Annotated in this window: 9 protein-coding genes; 7 read left to right on the top strand and 2 right to left on the bottom strand. The window is 52.0% G+C overall.

Translation table 11 applies throughout. The annotated features are described in order from the left end of the window. The first annotated feature begins 104 nt into the window (after positions 1–104). Positions 105–2,015, top strand: a complete 1,911-nt coding sequence (uup, locus tag E1189_RS15240) for an ATP-binding cassette ATPase Uup (protein WP_155161190.1) — start codon at positions 105–107, stop codon at positions 2,013–2,015. A gap of 14 nt (positions 2,016–2,029) precedes the next feature. Here uup and E1189_RS15235 read toward each other — a convergent pair whose 3' ends face one another. Next, positions 2,030–2,716, bottom strand: a complete 687-nt coding sequence (locus E1189_RS15235; protein WP_155161189.1) for a metal-dependent hydrolase — start codon at positions 2,714–2,716, stop codon at positions 2,030–2,032. 165 nt (positions 2,717–2,881) lie between these two features. After that, the gene (locus E1189_RS15230; RefSeq protein WP_155161188.1) at positions 2,882–3,319 is read right to left on the bottom strand and encodes a universal stress protein; all 438 of its coding nucleotides are present in this window, start codon (positions 3,317–3,319) and stop codon (positions 2,882–2,884) included. Between the two features lie 436 nt (positions 3,320–3,755). Between E1189_RS15230 and fadB the strand changes: the two genes are divergently transcribed. The 6 genes from fadB (at position 3,756) to E1189_RS15200 (ending at position 15,300) form a co-directional block, all read left to right on the top strand. Continuing rightward, a complete protein-coding gene (gene fadB, locus E1189_RS15225) occupies positions 3,756–5,909 on the top strand; it encodes a fatty acid oxidation complex subunit alpha FadB (protein WP_155161187.1) in 2,154 nt (717 codons plus the stop codon). 20 nt (positions 5,910–5,929) lie between these two features. Next, the gene (gene fadA, locus E1189_RS15220; protein ID WP_155161186.1) at positions 5,930–7,105 is read left to right on the top strand and encodes an acetyl-CoA C-acyltransferase FadA; all 1,176 of its coding nucleotides are present in this window, start codon (positions 5,930–5,932) and stop codon (positions 7,103–7,105) included. Between the two features lie 135 nt (positions 7,106–7,240). Continuing rightward, positions 7,241–9,802 (top strand): phosphoenolpyruvate--protein phosphotransferase, encoded by a 2,562-nt coding sequence (ptsP, locus tag E1189_RS15215; RefSeq protein WP_329602060.1) that lies wholly within the window; start codon positions 7,241–7,243, stop codon positions 9,800–9,802. Between the two features lie 6 nt (positions 9,803–9,808). Next, positions 9,809–11,599, top strand: a complete 1,791-nt coding sequence (ptsG, locus tag E1189_RS15210) for a PTS glucose transporter subunit IIBC (protein ID WP_155161184.1) — start codon at positions 9,809–9,811, stop codon at positions 11,597–11,599. A gap of 543 nt (positions 11,600–12,142) precedes the next feature. Continuing rightward, entirely contained in the window at positions 12,143–14,779 is a 2,637-nt protein-coding gene (gene topA, locus E1189_RS15205) for a type I DNA topoisomerase (RefSeq protein WP_155161183.1), read from the top strand. 38 nt (positions 14,780–14,817) lie between these two features. Then, a complete protein-coding gene (locus E1189_RS15200) occupies positions 14,818–15,300 on the top strand; it encodes a DUF6586 family protein (protein WP_155161182.1) in 483 nt (160 codons plus the stop codon). Positions 15,301–15,311: the final 11 nt, after the last annotated feature.

Here is a 15,311-nt window from a genome sequence, read left to right as displayed (position 1 = left end):
TAAATATACATACGAGATTGTATGTAAAAGAGTTGGGAAAACAAAGACCTTTTAGCGCTAAAAAGGTATTCTTCCTCCAGTTTTTTATCTGACCTATATAAACCATGTCTCTGTTACGTTTTGATAACGTCTCCGTGGCCTACGGAGACAAACCTCTGCTTGACCACGCCAGCTTCCAGATCGCTCCCGGTGAACGGGTATGTTTAATTGGCCGCAACGGTGCAGGCAAGTCCACCTTGATGCGCCTGGCCTCTGGCCAGACTCTTCCAGATGATGGCGTTATACGCAGGGACGACGGCATCAAAGTGGGTATGCTGAATCAGGACCTTCCCGTTGCTGATGATCAGAGCGTATACGACGTTGTGGCCGGTGGCCTGGATAAAGTGGGCAAACTGCTGACACAGTGGCACACCCTCGCCAACCATATTGAAACAGATGCTGATATGCGTCGCTTCGAGCAGGTGCAGAGCAAGCTGGAAGCCATGGATGGCTGGCAGCTTCAACAGCGGGTTGAGCAGACTCTGGAACGTTTGCAGCTGCCTGCGGAAAAGACGATGGGCGAGCTGTCCGGTGGCTGGCGCCGTCGTGTTGAACTGGCTCGGGCACTGGTGAGCAACCCTGATGTTCTGCTTCTGGACGAGCCCACCAACCATCTGGATATCATTACTATCGCCTGGCTGGAAAAACAGATGAAGGATTTCCGTGGGGCGTTGCTGTTTATTACCCACGACCGTGCTTTCCTGAAATCCCTCGCTACCCGCATTATTGAACTGGACCGTGGCCAGCTCTCCAACTGGGAGTGCAACTACGAGGAATACCTGACCCGCAAGGCCCACTCTCTGGAAGTGGAACAGACCCAGAACGCGCTGTTTGATAAGAAGCTGGCTCAGGAAGAGGTGTGGATTCGTCAGGGCATCAAGGCTCGCCGCACCCGTAACGAAGGCCGGGTGCGTGCCCTGAAAAAACTCCGGGAAGAGCGCCTGGAGCGCCGCAACCTCCAGGGCAAAGCAGACTTCAAAGTAGAATCAGCAGAGCGTTCTGGCAAATTGGTGGTGGAAGCCACTGGCCTGACTCACGGCTATAGTGATGGTCTGCTGATGAAGGATCTGGACTTTACTCTGATGCGGGGCGATAAGGTTGGCCTGATCGGTGCTAACGGTGTAGGCAAGTCCACGCTGTTGAAAATCCTGCTGGGTGATCTGCAACCACAGAACGGTGATGTGAAGCGCGGCACCAAAATGGAAGTGGCCTATTTTGATCAGATGCGCGGCCAGCTCGATCTGGAAAAGACCGTGATTGATAACGTAGCGGAAGGCCGGGAGAAAATCTCCATCAACGGACGTGAACGCCATATCATCAGTTATCTGGAAGACTTCCTGTTTCCTCCCCAGCGTACCCGTGTGCCGGTGAAGGCACTGTCTGGTGGCGAGCGCAACCGCCTGCTGTTGGCCCGCCTGTTCAGCAAGCCTGCCAACGTACTGGTGCTTGACGAACCCACCAACGACCTTGATGTAGAAACTCTGGAACTGCTGGAAAGCATTCTGGTGGAATTTCCCGGTACGGTTCTGCTGGTGAGCCACGACCGGGACTTCCTCGATAATGTAGTAAGCAGCTCACTGGTGTTTGAAGGTGGAGGTGTTGTTCGTGAATACGTAGGCGGCTTTGAGGACTGGCTGCGCCAGGGTGGCAGTATCGACCGCTTAGCAGCAACTGGTGATGCCGATAAAGCGAAAGCCAAAGAGGAAACCAGGCCCGCTCCAGCAGTGGAACCCGCCCCGGCACCCGTTAAAAAGAAAAAGCTCAGCTACAAGCTGCAGCGCGAGCTGGAAGCCCTGCCCGGTGAGATCGAAAAGCTGGAAGAAGAGCTGGCTGCGCTGGAAGACGAGACCGGTTCCAACAGCTTCTATCAGCAGGATCAGGAGACCGTGCAAACGGCACTGGCACGCCTGACCGAACTGAATGAATTGTTAGAGCAGAAGATGGAGCGTTGGAGCGAACTGGAGGATATGCAGTAACGCTCCGAATAGCGTTACCCCATAGCATGCATGGATGCGTGGGCCAGCTTCTGAAGTACAATAGTCAGAGAGTCTGGCTCAGGCATCCACCAGAATCCTAATCCGCATAGAACTGCCATTACCGCTGAAGAGATAGGCGCGCGTTTTGAGAACAGCTTCATAGCGGTGCCAAACGACTTCTTCAGCCCCACCTCATCTTTGAACTTCAACGCGTAAATCTCATCCAGCAGCAGATGAGTGATAAATCCTCCGCCAGCAAATAAACCTGCCAGATAAGCTGTCTGGATAGACGTTTCCAGAAATTCCAGCGATGTGATCGATGCAATAACCGCTGTAAACAGAGCAGCAAGTAGTGAGTGGCAGTTTCCCCGGTGCACCATGTTCTTTTTAAACAAAGGAATCACAACAAGAGCAAGAGCGGCCAGTGTTCCGACAACGGCACCTAGCGTCCATAACAGCGGGTACTGCCGACCAAGGCGGGCAACAACAAACGCTGCGGAGCCCCCCATAAACAGCAGATTGAACAACCGCAGGGTCAGGGAGGATTTGGAATCAATATCTGGAAGCAGACCGCCCAGAGTGCCAAGAATCCATAGAGACAACGCCGTGGCAGGGCTGACAAGACCTGCATAAAGAGTAGTGACAGACAGGCTGCCGGTCACGGCTGCAGCAACAATCAGATGAGTTTTAAATTGAGCCATTCCGTAGGGCCGGTGAAGAACAAATAGACGATTCTAGTCGTTTACTCTTCAAGTGGGAATGCAGAAAAACGGCTTAACCCTATGAGATAGCAATAAATTTGGCTGTATTGTGAAAAGTGGGCTGATCCTTCAGCTCTCTTTTCATTGTAGAAGTGGTGTTAGAGGTTAGTGTTTACCTACGCGTACTGCCAGTACATCACAGGATGCGCCGTGCAGAATACTGGTGGACGTTGAGCCAAGAACCAGTGCCAGACCATGTCGGCCATGACTGCCAACAACAATCAGGTCAATATCAGACTCTTCTGCAATACGATGAACTTCCCGTTCGGGGCGGCCGTAGACAACGTGCTGCTCGCCTTTCTCAACATGAATTTTTTCTGCCAGGCGGGAGATCCGCTCCCGGGCCTGTTGGGTGATCTCATCCTGAAGAGTGGTGAGATCCAGAGGAATATCGCTGCCATAGGCAACACTGAGTGGCTCGACAACATGAACAAGGGTCAGCTTGGCATTATTGCCTTCGGCAATACTGCGAGCTTTTTTCAGGACCGCATCGGCTTCTTCGGTCAGGTCGATGGCAACCAGAATGTGTTGATACAGACTCATGTTTAGATTCCTTCAGGCTCGTTATTGTCACGTTCTTGAAATCTGACTCCAGTCTAAAACAAAATGACAGGGAATGTGTGACTTGCCTCATAATTTTGCGCGTTTCCCTCATACCTTCCAGAAATAACCTTTTCCTATTAATAAAAAACAGCTATTGCCGTGCCTTGGTAGTGTGTGAGGGAATAGTTTAGCCCCTCAGATAGGTATAAATGCGTTCGCCTGGCATCTTCATGTACGTATAAATCTTGACTTTGGGGTAGAATTGCCCGAAGGTGTCGCCTGATTCAAACGCCCGTATGAATTACACTTCAATGGGCCGGGGATTTAAACCCCAAGAACAAGATCGAATGAATAAGAATGTATGTTGTCGCTGAGGCATCCTTGTGTGGCAGCTTTTATAAAAGGCCCAGTATCCAAAACGCGTGGAGAAAAGTTGATGATCTATGACGGTAGCGCCATCACAGTCAAACTACTGGACGATGGTATTGCTCAGCTCGACTTCAACCTGCAGGGGGAGTCAGTCAACAAATTTAACCAGGCCACACTTCAGGAGCTCAAGCAAGCCACTGAAGCGCTGCAAGGCAATGAGCAGGTTAAAGGTGTTGTTGTTACCAGTTCCAAGGATGTGTTCATTGTTGGTGCTGACATTACCGAATTTACCCAGATGTTCGCACTGCCTGAAGAAGAACTGGTGGAAGGCACTGTTGCCACCAACACTATCTTCAGCGCCTTTGAAGATCTGCCTGTTCCTACCGCTGTTGCCATTAATGGTATTGCACTGGGCGGCGGTTTTGAGATGTGTCTGGCGGCGGACTACCGTGTGATGTCCACCAAGGCAAAAGTTGGCCTGCCAGAAGTGAAGCTGGGTATCTTCCCCGGTTTCGGCGGTACTGTGCGACTGAGCCGTCTGGTTGGTTGTGATAATGCCATCGAGTGGATCTGCATGGGTTCCGAGAATAAGCCCGAAGCTGCCCTGAAAGCAGGTGCTGTGGATGCGGTTGTTGAGCCTGAGAAACTGCTGGAAGCGGCTATTGACGTAGTAAAGCGTGCCGGTTCCGGCGAGCTGGACTACAAAGCTAAGCGACAGGAAAAACTCGACCCCATCAAACTGCCCATGATGGAGCAGATGATGGCGTTCAACTCCGCTATCGGTTTTGTCGCTGGCAAGGCTGGCCCTAACTACCCGGCTCCTGTTACCGCTATCAAAACCATCCAGAAGCACGCAGGCAAGAAGCGCGATGATGCGATTCGCATTGAAGCCAAGGGTTTTGCCAAAATGGCGAAGACCAGCGTTGCACAAAACCTGGTGGGCCTGTTCCTGAACGATCAGGCGCTGAAGAAAACCGCCAAAGAGTTCGAGAAGAAAGCAGGTAAGGTGGAGCAGGGCGCTGTACTGGGTGCGGGCATTATGGGCGGCGGCATCGCCTACCAGTCTGCGCTGAAGGGCACTCCCATCATCATGAAAGACATTAATCAGGCCGGTATCGACCTGGGTCTGAACGAAGCTAAAAAGCTGCTGGCTAAGCGTGTTGATCGCAAGAAGATGGACGCGGGCAAGATGGGTGATGTTCTCAACGCTATCAAGCCAACCCTGTCCTACGGTGACTTTGAATCCGTAGACGTGGTGGTTGAAGCGGTTGTTGAAAACGTGAAGGTTAAGCACGCTGTTCTCGCAGACGTTGAGAAACAGGTAAAGCCCGGTACTGTGCTGACTTCCAACACCTCCACAATCTCCATCACCAAGCTGGCGGAAGCCCTTGATCGTCCTGAAGATTTCTGCGGCATGCACTTCTTTAACCCCGTGCACATGATGCCTCTGGTGGAAGTGATCCGTGGTGAGAAGTCCAGTGAAGAAACCATCGCTACGACTGTGAAGTACGCCAAGCAGATGGGTAAGACCCCCGTTGTTGTGAACGACTGTCCAGGCTTCCTCGTTAACCGTGTTCTGTTCCCTTACTTCGGCGGTTTTGCTGGCCTGCTCCGTGACGGTGCTGACTTCCAGAAGGTTGATAAAGTGATGGAGAAGTTCGGCTGGCCTATGGGCCCTGCCTACCTGATGGACGTTGTCGGCATCGACACCGGCGTTCACGCAGAAGGTGTGATGGCAGAAGGCTTCCCGGAGCGTATGGGTCGTAACTTCAAGAGTGCCGTTGACGTGATGTTCGAGAACGACCGTTACGGCCAGAAGAACAATATTGGCTTCTACAAGTACGAAACTGACAAGCGCGGCAAGCCCAAGAAGGTTGTGGACGAGTCCACTTACGAGCTGATTGCTCCCGTGTGTGTAGAGCGCAAGGATTTTGAAGCGGACGACATTATCGCCCGTATGATGATTCCTATGTGCCTGGAAGTGGTGCGCTGCCTGGAAGACAACATTGTTGAAACCCCGGCAGATGCAGATATGGGCCTGATCTTCGGTGTTGGCTTCCCTCCCTTCCGTGGTGGTGCGATCCGTTACATCGAGGAAATGGGTCTGCAGAACTTCGTTGACCTGTGCGACAAATACGCTGATCTCGGCCCGCTGTACGCGCCCACCGAGAACCTGCGCAAAATGGCCGCTGAAGGCAAGACTTTCTACTCACAGTCTTGAAGAATTTAGGAGCAATAGAAATGAGTCTGAATCCAAGAGACGCGGTCATAGTTGATGCAGTGCGTACCCCTATGGGGCGCTCCAAGAACGGTATGTTCCGCAATGTGCGCGCCGAGAAGCTCTCTGCCGAGCTGATGGTTGCGCTGATGCAACGTAACGAAGCCCTGAATCCAGCTGATATCGAAGATGTGATCTGGGGCTGCGTAAACCAGACCAAAGAGCAAGGCATGAACGTTGCCCGTAACGCAGCCATGCTGGCGGGTATTCCTCGCACGGTGGCTGCGCAAACTGTGAACCGTCTGTGTGGTTCCTCCATGCAGGCTCTGCACACAGCTGCTCAAGGCATTATGACCGGCAACGGCGATGTGTTCGTAGTGGGCGGTGTTGAACACATGGGCCACGTAAAAATGGACCACGGCATAGACCTGAACCCCGAAGGCTCCAAGCACTATGCCAAAGCTTCCAACATGATGGGTCTGACAGCGGAAATGCTGGGGCAGATGAACGGCATCAGCCGTCAGATGCAGGATGAATTCGGCGTGCGTTCCCATCTGAAAGCCTGGGAAGCCACTCAGGAAGGTCGCTGGGACAACGAGATCATTGCTATCGAAGGTCACGATGCCAATGGTTTCAAGGTGAAGTGTTCCGTTGATGAAGTGATTCGCCCTGAAACCAGTCTGGAAGGTCTGCAGAGTTTGCGTCCTGTGTTTGATCCCAGGAACGGTACCGTAACGGCAGGTACGTCTTCTGCATTGTCCGATGGTGCTTCTGCACTGCTGGTGATGTCGGCTGAGCGTGCTCAGGCGCTGGGGCTGAATATCCGTGCGAAAGTTCGCAGTATGGCTGTGGCTGGCTGTGAAGCAGCGGTCATGGGACGCGGTCCTGTTCCTGCCACCCAGAAGGCACTGAAGCGTGCGGGTCTGGATATCAATGATATTGATATCTTTGAACTGAATGAAGCGTTCGCAGCTCAGGGGCTGGCAGTCATGAAGGAACTGAAGATCCTCGACCGTATGGAAGACAAGGTCAACCTGAACGGTGGTGCGATTGCATTGGGGCATCCACTGGGCTGTTCAGGCGCCCGTATCACCGGCACCTTGCTGAACGTGATGGAAGGTAAAGATGCACAGATTGGCCTGGCGACCATGTGTATCGGTCTGGGTCAGGGGATCGCAACTGTCATTGAACGCGTGTGATTGATTGAATAAACACGTCTCCGGTAAAATAGCCGGGGCGTGTTCTTTCCTGCCTGTTTTTTTTCATACACTACACTGTCTTAGCAGCGCTTTTGCATGTTTGTTATAAGCTGTGGAGTGTTCCCCTTGAGTGACGTGATTTCATCTGCAGGCCACAAGCTGGTGCTTGCTTCTCCCATGTCCGGTCAGATAGTTCCCGTTCCTGATATTCCCGATCCTGTTTTTGCAGAGAAGATGATGGGGGATGGATTAGCTATCGATCCGACTGACGGTGTTGTTTTATCTCCGGTGGATGGCACTGTGGCTCAATTCTTCAAAACCGGGCATGCCCTGACTCTGCGCACCTCTGATCAGACCGATATTCTGATTCATGTGGGGCTGGACACTGTCAGCCTTCAGGGGCAGGGGTTTACGCCTCTGGTTAAGGAAGGCGATACGGTAGAAGTCGGGCAACCGGTGCTTGAGTTTGATATGGATTATTTGTCCCGCCATGCTCGCAGCCTGATATCTCCGGTCATTATTACCCAACCGGAGGGTGTCCGACTCTCCGGGCTGGCATCTGGGTTTGTCTCTGGTGGCAAGAACACGCTGATGACGGTTGGGGGGGATTCCGATGGTGATACCGCTCCTGCCATTGATACGTCCGGACAACCCGATGCGACTGCTGATGTGGTCATTCCTAACCCGACCGGTCTCCATGCCCGACCGGCAGCACTGCTGGTGAAACATTGCAGGTCGTTCTCAGGTATTGAAGTGCGGTTGGCGTGCAATGGGGTGGAAGGGCCGGCTAACAGTGTCACTGGCATTATGAAGCTGAACACCCATCAGCGTGATGTGCTCACTATCAATGTATGGGGTCATGATGCATCCGGTGCAGTTAAGGCGTTGGCTAAGGCAGTAAAAGAAGGGCTGGGAGAGGATGTTTCTGACTTTAATCCTAATGCCTCAACCGCTGCAGTGCTTCAGCCGGACGAAGTGTCTTTGCTGCACAGTGAAAGCGATGACCCCAATCAGCTGAAGGGTGTGAAGGCGGCAGACGGTCGGGCCGTCGGTATCATTGTTCATATGGGGGATATCAATTTCACCTATGAGGAGCGTGGGGCTGGTGCAGATTATGAAACCTCACGGCTGGATAGCAGCCTTGCTTCAGCCCATCACACCCTGACAGGTTTGGTAAAAGGGCTTCAGGATGAAGATAAACGGGAGCAGAGCGAGATCTTCTCCGCTCATCTGGAGTTACTGGATGATCCAGCCCTCGCCAATGCCGCCAAAGAGAGCATTCAACAGGGATACAGCGCACCGGCGGGGTGGAATATGGCGGTTAAGGCTGAGGTGAATGCTCTGCGCGCCCTTGATAATCCTGTGCTGGCCGGTCGCGCTGCAGATATTGCCGATATTGGCAACCGGGTACTGGCCTATCTCACCGGTGCAGCGGTCACCACAGACAGCTGGCCCGATAATGCCATTCCTGTTTACAAGGATGTGTCGCCTTCCGATCTGCTTAGTCTTGATCTGAAAAAGGTGGTGGGCATTGCCAGCCTTGAAGGGGGGGCCAGCTCCCACGCGGCGATTATCTCCCGCTCTCTGGATTTGCCTTACATCGCTGGTGTGGATAGTGCTGTCAGCGAAGTGAAAAAAGGAACGCAGGTTATACTGAACGCCGACAAAGGCTTCATTCAGTTAAATCCCTCGCCTGAGGACATTGAGCACTGCCTCTCCCATCGTCAAAAAGAAGAAGCTGCTTACAAAGCTGCCCTTGCCACAGCCGCTGAGCCCGCTGTGATGACCGATGGTATTGCTGTAGAGGTGGCCGCCAATATTGGTAGTCTGGCGGATGCAAAAAAAGCCGTGAAACTGGGAGCGGAAGGTGTTGGCCTGCTACGCACTGAGTTTCTCTATATGGAACGGACGACAGCCCCTACTGAAGACGAACAGGCACAAATCTATACCGATATCCTCAAAGTGATGGGAGCTGATAAGCCAGTGATTATCCGCACTCTGGATGTCGGGGGCGATAAGCCTTTGTCGTACCTTCCTCTACCAGAGGAAGAAAATCCATTCCTTGGAGAGCGCGGTATACGCGTCGGTATCAATCGCCCCAGTATTCTGAAAACACAGATTCGAGCTCTACTGCGCAGTGCCCGTGCAGGAAAACTACGGGTGATGTTACCTATGATCGGGGCATTGGATGAGTTCCGGGTGGTAAAGCAATTGCTGGACACGGAAGCTGGAGCTATTGGGGCTGATGTGGAGCTGGGCATTATGGTGGAAGTTCCATCAGCAGTTTTGATGGCAAGAGAGCTGGCTAAGGAAGCTGCTTTCTTCTCCATCGGCACCAACGATCTTACTCAATATACTCTGGCGATTGATCGCGGCCACCCCCGAATGGCCAACCGTATTGATGGCCTGCACCCGGCCGTTCTGAAAATGATCGCCATGACCTGTGAAGGTGCCGCCTCAGAGAACAAGTGGACAGGTGTCTGCGGCGGCCTGGCCAGTGATCTGGATGCTGTGCCGCTGCTGATTGGCCTTGGAGTGAATGAACTGTCTGTCAGTGTTCCCAGCCTGCCTCTGGTGAAAGCGCTGGTACGCCGTCTGGACAGTCAACGGTGTCAGGAGTTGGCTCAAAAAGCACTGACCGCTGAAGATGGTGCTCAGGTGCGCTCTCTGATTAAAACGTGGCAGGAAGAGGTATAAGTCAAAATGTCTTTATTTCAAGTGGCTTTTGCCAACCTGCAGAAGGTGGGTAAGGCGTTAATGCTGCCTGTGGCGGTTCTGCCCGCCGCCGGTATTTTGCTGGGGCTTGGTTCCGCCGAGTTCTCGGTGATACCCGACATTGTCAATATGATAATGGCTCAGGCTGGAGGTGCTATTTTTGGCAATCTTCCGGTGATCTTTGCTATTGGAGTGGCGCTGGGCTTTACGGAAAATGATGGTGTGGCCGCGCTGGCGGCCTTTGTGGGCTATGCGGTGATGGTTGCCATTATGGGAGTGATTGCCGGGCACATGGGCATTTCCACCACAACCATAATGGGTGTTCCGTCTATCGATACCGGTGTGATGGGCGGGATTGTGATAGGTGCTGTTGCCAGCTGGCTGTTTAATCGCTATTACCGCATACAGCTGCCGGAGTATCTGGGCTTTTTCTCCGGTAAGCGCTTTGTCCCCATCATTACATCGGTCGTGGCGATTTTTGTCGCAGCCATTCTTGTGATTATCTGGCCACCTATTGGTAATGGTATTCAGGGCTTTTCGAACTGGGCCAGCCAGGGTAATCCGGAGCTTGCCTTTACCATTTACGGTGTGATTGAACGGTGCCTGCTGCCTTTTGGCCTGCATCATATCTGGAATGTGCCTTTCTTCTTTGAGGCAGGTTCCTTTATCGATCCGGATACCGGACAGGAGCTGACCGGGGAGATTGCCCGCTATGTGGCTGGTGACCCAACAGCCGGTAATATGGCAGGCGGTTATCTTTTCAAGATGTTTGGTTTGCCCGCAGCGGCCATTGCCATCTGGCACTGTGCACGGCCTGAGAATAAAAAGCGGGTGGGTTCCATTATGGTCTCGGCTGCGCTGACATCGTTTCTTACCGGGATCACAGAGCCTATTGAATTTTCATTTATGTTTGTCGCTCCTATCCTGTATGTCATTCATGCTGTTCTGGCAGGTGTTGCCTATTTCACTTGCATTGCACTTGGCGTAAAACATGGCATGACATTCTCCCACGGCTTTATTGATTTCACACTTCTCTATCCCCAGTCCACAAATGGGTGGGGAATCATTGTCTTGGGCCTGGTTTTTGCTGTGATTTATTACTCGCTGTTCCGGGTGCTGATTACCACGTTCGACCTGAAGACACCTGGGCGTGAAAGTGATGATACTGTTGAAGCGGTTATGGATAGTGATGATGATATGAGCAGGGAGTTGATTATTGCCTTTGGCGGACCTGCCAATATTAAAACACTGGATGCCTGCATCACTCGTCTACGGATTACTGTAGACGACCCGGCCAGAGTAAACGATGCTCGCCTCAAACACTTAGGGGCCAGTGGGGTTGTAAGAGTGGGAAACAGTGTACAGGCCATATTTGGGCCTCGCTCTGACAATCTGAAGACAGATATGAATATCTTTCTCAAGAGTCCGGCTAATGTGGCCGCTATGGAAGAAGCCATGAAATCAGCAGATGTGACTGATGCATCAACGCAACCGCTCTTGCACCAGGGTGAGGCAGACATGACAAAGGCTGTTGCAAAGTTGGATGACGCAAGAGTCACTCGTGTACTCAATGCTCTGGGTGGGCAAGGGAACCTTGAGCGGGTGGAAAACTGCGCCTTGAGTCGCCTTCGCATAGCCCTAAAGGATTTAAATATGCTGGATGAAAAAGCCCTCAATCAGGACGGGATTGGTATCGCCGTTCTTTCTTCACACAATGCCGTTCACCTTCTGGTTGGACAAGGCCAGCTAATGCAATGGGAGCGCGCACTGGCTGTTTAGTGTTTACAGCCAGAATGACTGCAGACACACCAGTGTGTTGTGTCTGCAGGTTTTCTTTGCCAGACAAACAATTCCATTCTTAACTGTGAATGTCAGGGATGAACTGGGCAGCAAAGGATATGAGCATTTTGGCAGGGATAAAAGATCACCTTTCTGGTGTGTATGATAAATACCGGCAAAGGCTTACTCATAACGCGAACAAACTTGCTGCAGCTATTAAACCATTGAGCAGCCAGAACCCTCTGCTTTTCAGACTCAGAGAGCTGAAATACGATGGAAAAATCCTCTGACTTCTTGTCTCAATTGAAAAGAGCTGTGTACCCTATAGGCAGACTATGTTGAAAGCAAGCATGAAGCCCAATACTCAAAAATAAGTGTATAACGGCCTTCAGGTGCTGTCTTTTACAACCTTTTGGCGGATTCTTGCAAAAGAATCTTGACCAGAGGCACACTAAAAAATATATAGTTGTGCAGTTTTTTCGATTCCCCCCTCTCGGACATTTGCCCGGACGGGTGACAATACAGGATGTGAGTTGATCGTTTATGGGTAAATCACTGGTTATTGTGGAGTCGCCTGCCAAGGCGAAAACCATCAATAAGTATCTCGGCAAGAATTTCGTGGTTAAGTCCAGTGTTGGACATATTCGCGACCTTCCTGTCAGTGGCAGTGGTCAGCGCAAGCCCGTTGATGCAAAAGCCAGAGCCAAAGCCGCTGCCGAAACCCGTAAACTGTCTCCGGAAGAGCGTGAGCGCAGGAAGAAGGAAAAGGCCAGACTACAGCTCATTGAGCGCATGGGGGTAGACCCCGAGAATGACTGGAAGGCCAAATACGAAGTTCTCCCCGGTAAGGAAAAGGTGGTAGATGAACTTCGGCGTCTGGCAGCCAATGCAGACACAGTCTATCTCGCAACGGATTTAGACCGTGAAGGGGAAGCCATTGCCTGGCACCTGCAGCAGACCATAGGTGAAGGTGTAGCCGAGTACCAGCGCGTGACTTTTAACGAAATCACCAAAGCTGCTATCACCGAGGCTTTCAAAGAGCCAAGTGAACTGAACATTGACCGTGTGAATGCTCAGCAGGCCCGTCGCTTTCTGGACCGTGTTGTAGGCTACATGGTTTCTCCGCTGCTGTGGGCAAAGATTGCCCGTGGGCTTTCGGCCGGGCGTGTACAGTCGGTAGCTGTACGTTTGATTGTTGAACGCGAGCGGGAAATCCGAAAGTTTGTTCCCGAAGAGTTCTGGGAGGTGTATGCGAATCTGAAAACAGACAAAAACAGTGTTCGTTTTCAGGTAGAAAAGCAGGGCGGTGAGAAATTCCGCCCGGGTAATGGTGAACAGACCGATGCAGCCGTAAGCTTGCTTCAGGCTGCCTCCTTCAATGTGCTGAAGAGGGAAGATCGTCCGACTTCCACCAAAGCACCCGCACCTTTTATCACTTCCACTTTGCAACAGGCTGCCAGTACCCGTCTCGGCTTCTCCGTAAAGAAGACTATGACTCTGGCTCAGCGCCTCTATGAAGCTGGTCATATTACCTACATGCGTACTGACTCTACCAACCTGAGTGCTGAGGCTGTCGCATCCGTCCGTGACTTTATTGATGAGCATATTGGTAAGGATTACCTTCCTGAAAAACCACTGGTCTATTCCAGCAAGGACGGCGCTCAGGAAGCTCACGAAGCGATTCGCCCTTCCGACGTGAATGCCGAACCTCGTAAAGTGAAAGGCCTGGAGAGAGATGCAGAGCGTCTGTACGAACTGATCTGGCGCCAGTTTGTGGCTTGTCAGATGCCTGCTGCCCGTTACCTGAGTACCAGCGTGACAGTTAAGGCCGGTGACTTTGAACTGAAAACCCGTGGCCGTACCCTGAAGTTTGATGGTTTTACCAAGGTGCTGCCTCCGGTATCCGGCAAGGCTGAAGACGTGATTCTTCCGGAGATGAAAGAAGGTCAGGCACTGGACCTGGATACTCTTGATCCTCGCCAGCTGTTCACCAAACCCCCTGCACGCTTTTCCGAAGCGGCACTGGTGCGTGAGCTGGAGAAAAAGGGCATCGGCCGTCCATCCACTTATGCGTCCATTATCTCAACTATTCAGGATCGCGGTTATGTAGCCCTCAAAAATCGCCGCTTCTATGCAGAAAAGATGGGCGATATCGTGACTGATCGGCTGGTAGAGAACTTCCATGATCTGCTGGATTTCAGCTTTACAGCTCGAATGGAAGAAGATCTGGACAGCGTGGCTAACGGTGATTCTGACTGGAAGAGCCTGCTGAACGGTTTCTACAAAGATTTCAGTCAGCGCCTGGAGGTGGCGGAGCAGAAAGAGGGTGGTATGCGCGCCAACGAGCCGGTGATGACAGATATTACCTGCACAGACTGTGAACGCCCCATGCAGATTCGTACCGCCAGTACTGGTGTATTCCTGGGTTGTTCAGGCTATGCACTGCCTCCTAAAGAGCGCTGCAAGAAAACCATGAACCTTGTTCATGGTGATGAAGCGATTAACGCTGATGATGAGAACGCGGAAGTGAACGCATTGCGTGCCATGCGTCGATGCCCCATCTGTTCAACCGCTATGGAAAACTACCTGCTGGATGAACAGCGCAAGATTCATATCTGTGGTAACAACCCGGACTGCTCTGGCTATGAGGTCGAAGAAGGGCAGTTCAAGATCAAGGGCTATGAAGGCCCGGTCATCGAATGCGACAAGTGTGGTGCGGAAATGCAGCTCAAGTCTGGTCGCTTCGGTAAGTATTTCGGATGTACAGCAGAAGAGTGCAAGAATACTCGCAAGCTGCTGAAGAGCGGTGAAGCGGCACCACCGAAGATGGACCCTGTGCCTATGCCTGAGCTCCAGTGTGTGAAAGTGGAGGATCATTACATCCTGCGTGATGGTGCCTCTGGCCTGTTCCTGGCAGCCAGCAAGTTCCCCAAAAACCGGGAAACCCGCGCACCATTGGTAAAAGAGTTGCTGCCCCATAAGGACGCAATTGACAAGAAGTATCACTTCCTGATGTCTGCCCCTGTAGCTGATCCGGATGGGAATCCTGCAATGGTTCGTTACAGCCGCAAAACCAAGCAGCAATACGTAATGACAGAAGTGGGCGGCAAGGCCAGTGGCTGGCAGGCCTTCTTCGTGGATGGTGAATGGGATATCCGCGATAAGCGTAAGAAGAAGTAATTTCGCTAACCTGCCAGCAAACAAAAGCGGGGTTCATTGTGTCTGAGAAGTTAATCACGTTCACGAACAGTAAGCTGGTTATGGCTCGCTCCATGTTGAGAATGCAGGAAAAGGAGGCAGGCGCAGACAAAGAAGCAGCGCGTCAGGCTTTTTTGTTCCATCTCTACGGAACTGTGAACGGTTTGTTAGGTGAAATACTGGAGGCCAGTCTTATTCCCACAGGTAAACCTGTCACCCTGCCAGAGGCGGAAATCATTCTGAGTGAACAGAATATCCTTTCCGGTGGTGTACAGCAGATTAAAAGCCTTGCAGAGCATGGGTGGCTATCTACTGTCTTTTATGATTTCCAGCGTTCTCAGGAAGATATTGAGCCGGACAGTATCGAAGGTGTGGCTGTAGAGAGGCTTATTGCATCCTCTGCTCATTCAACCTCGGTTGGCTGTCGCGGGCGGGAAGAGGAAGTCCTGAACGCTATGACAGAGCTAGTGCAGGATATCCGGGGGCAGTTGCAAGAGTGGTAACACTCATACAA

Origin of the sequence: Parendozoicomonas verongulae, from assembly GCF_009711465.1 — a bacterium.
Classification (GTDB): Bacteria; Pseudomonadota; Gammaproteobacteria; order Pseudomonadales; family Endozoicomonadaceae; genus Sansalvadorimonas; species Sansalvadorimonas verongulae.
The sequence above is the reverse complement of the archived record's forward strand: the minus strand, read 5'-3'. Positions and strand labels throughout refer to the sequence as shown.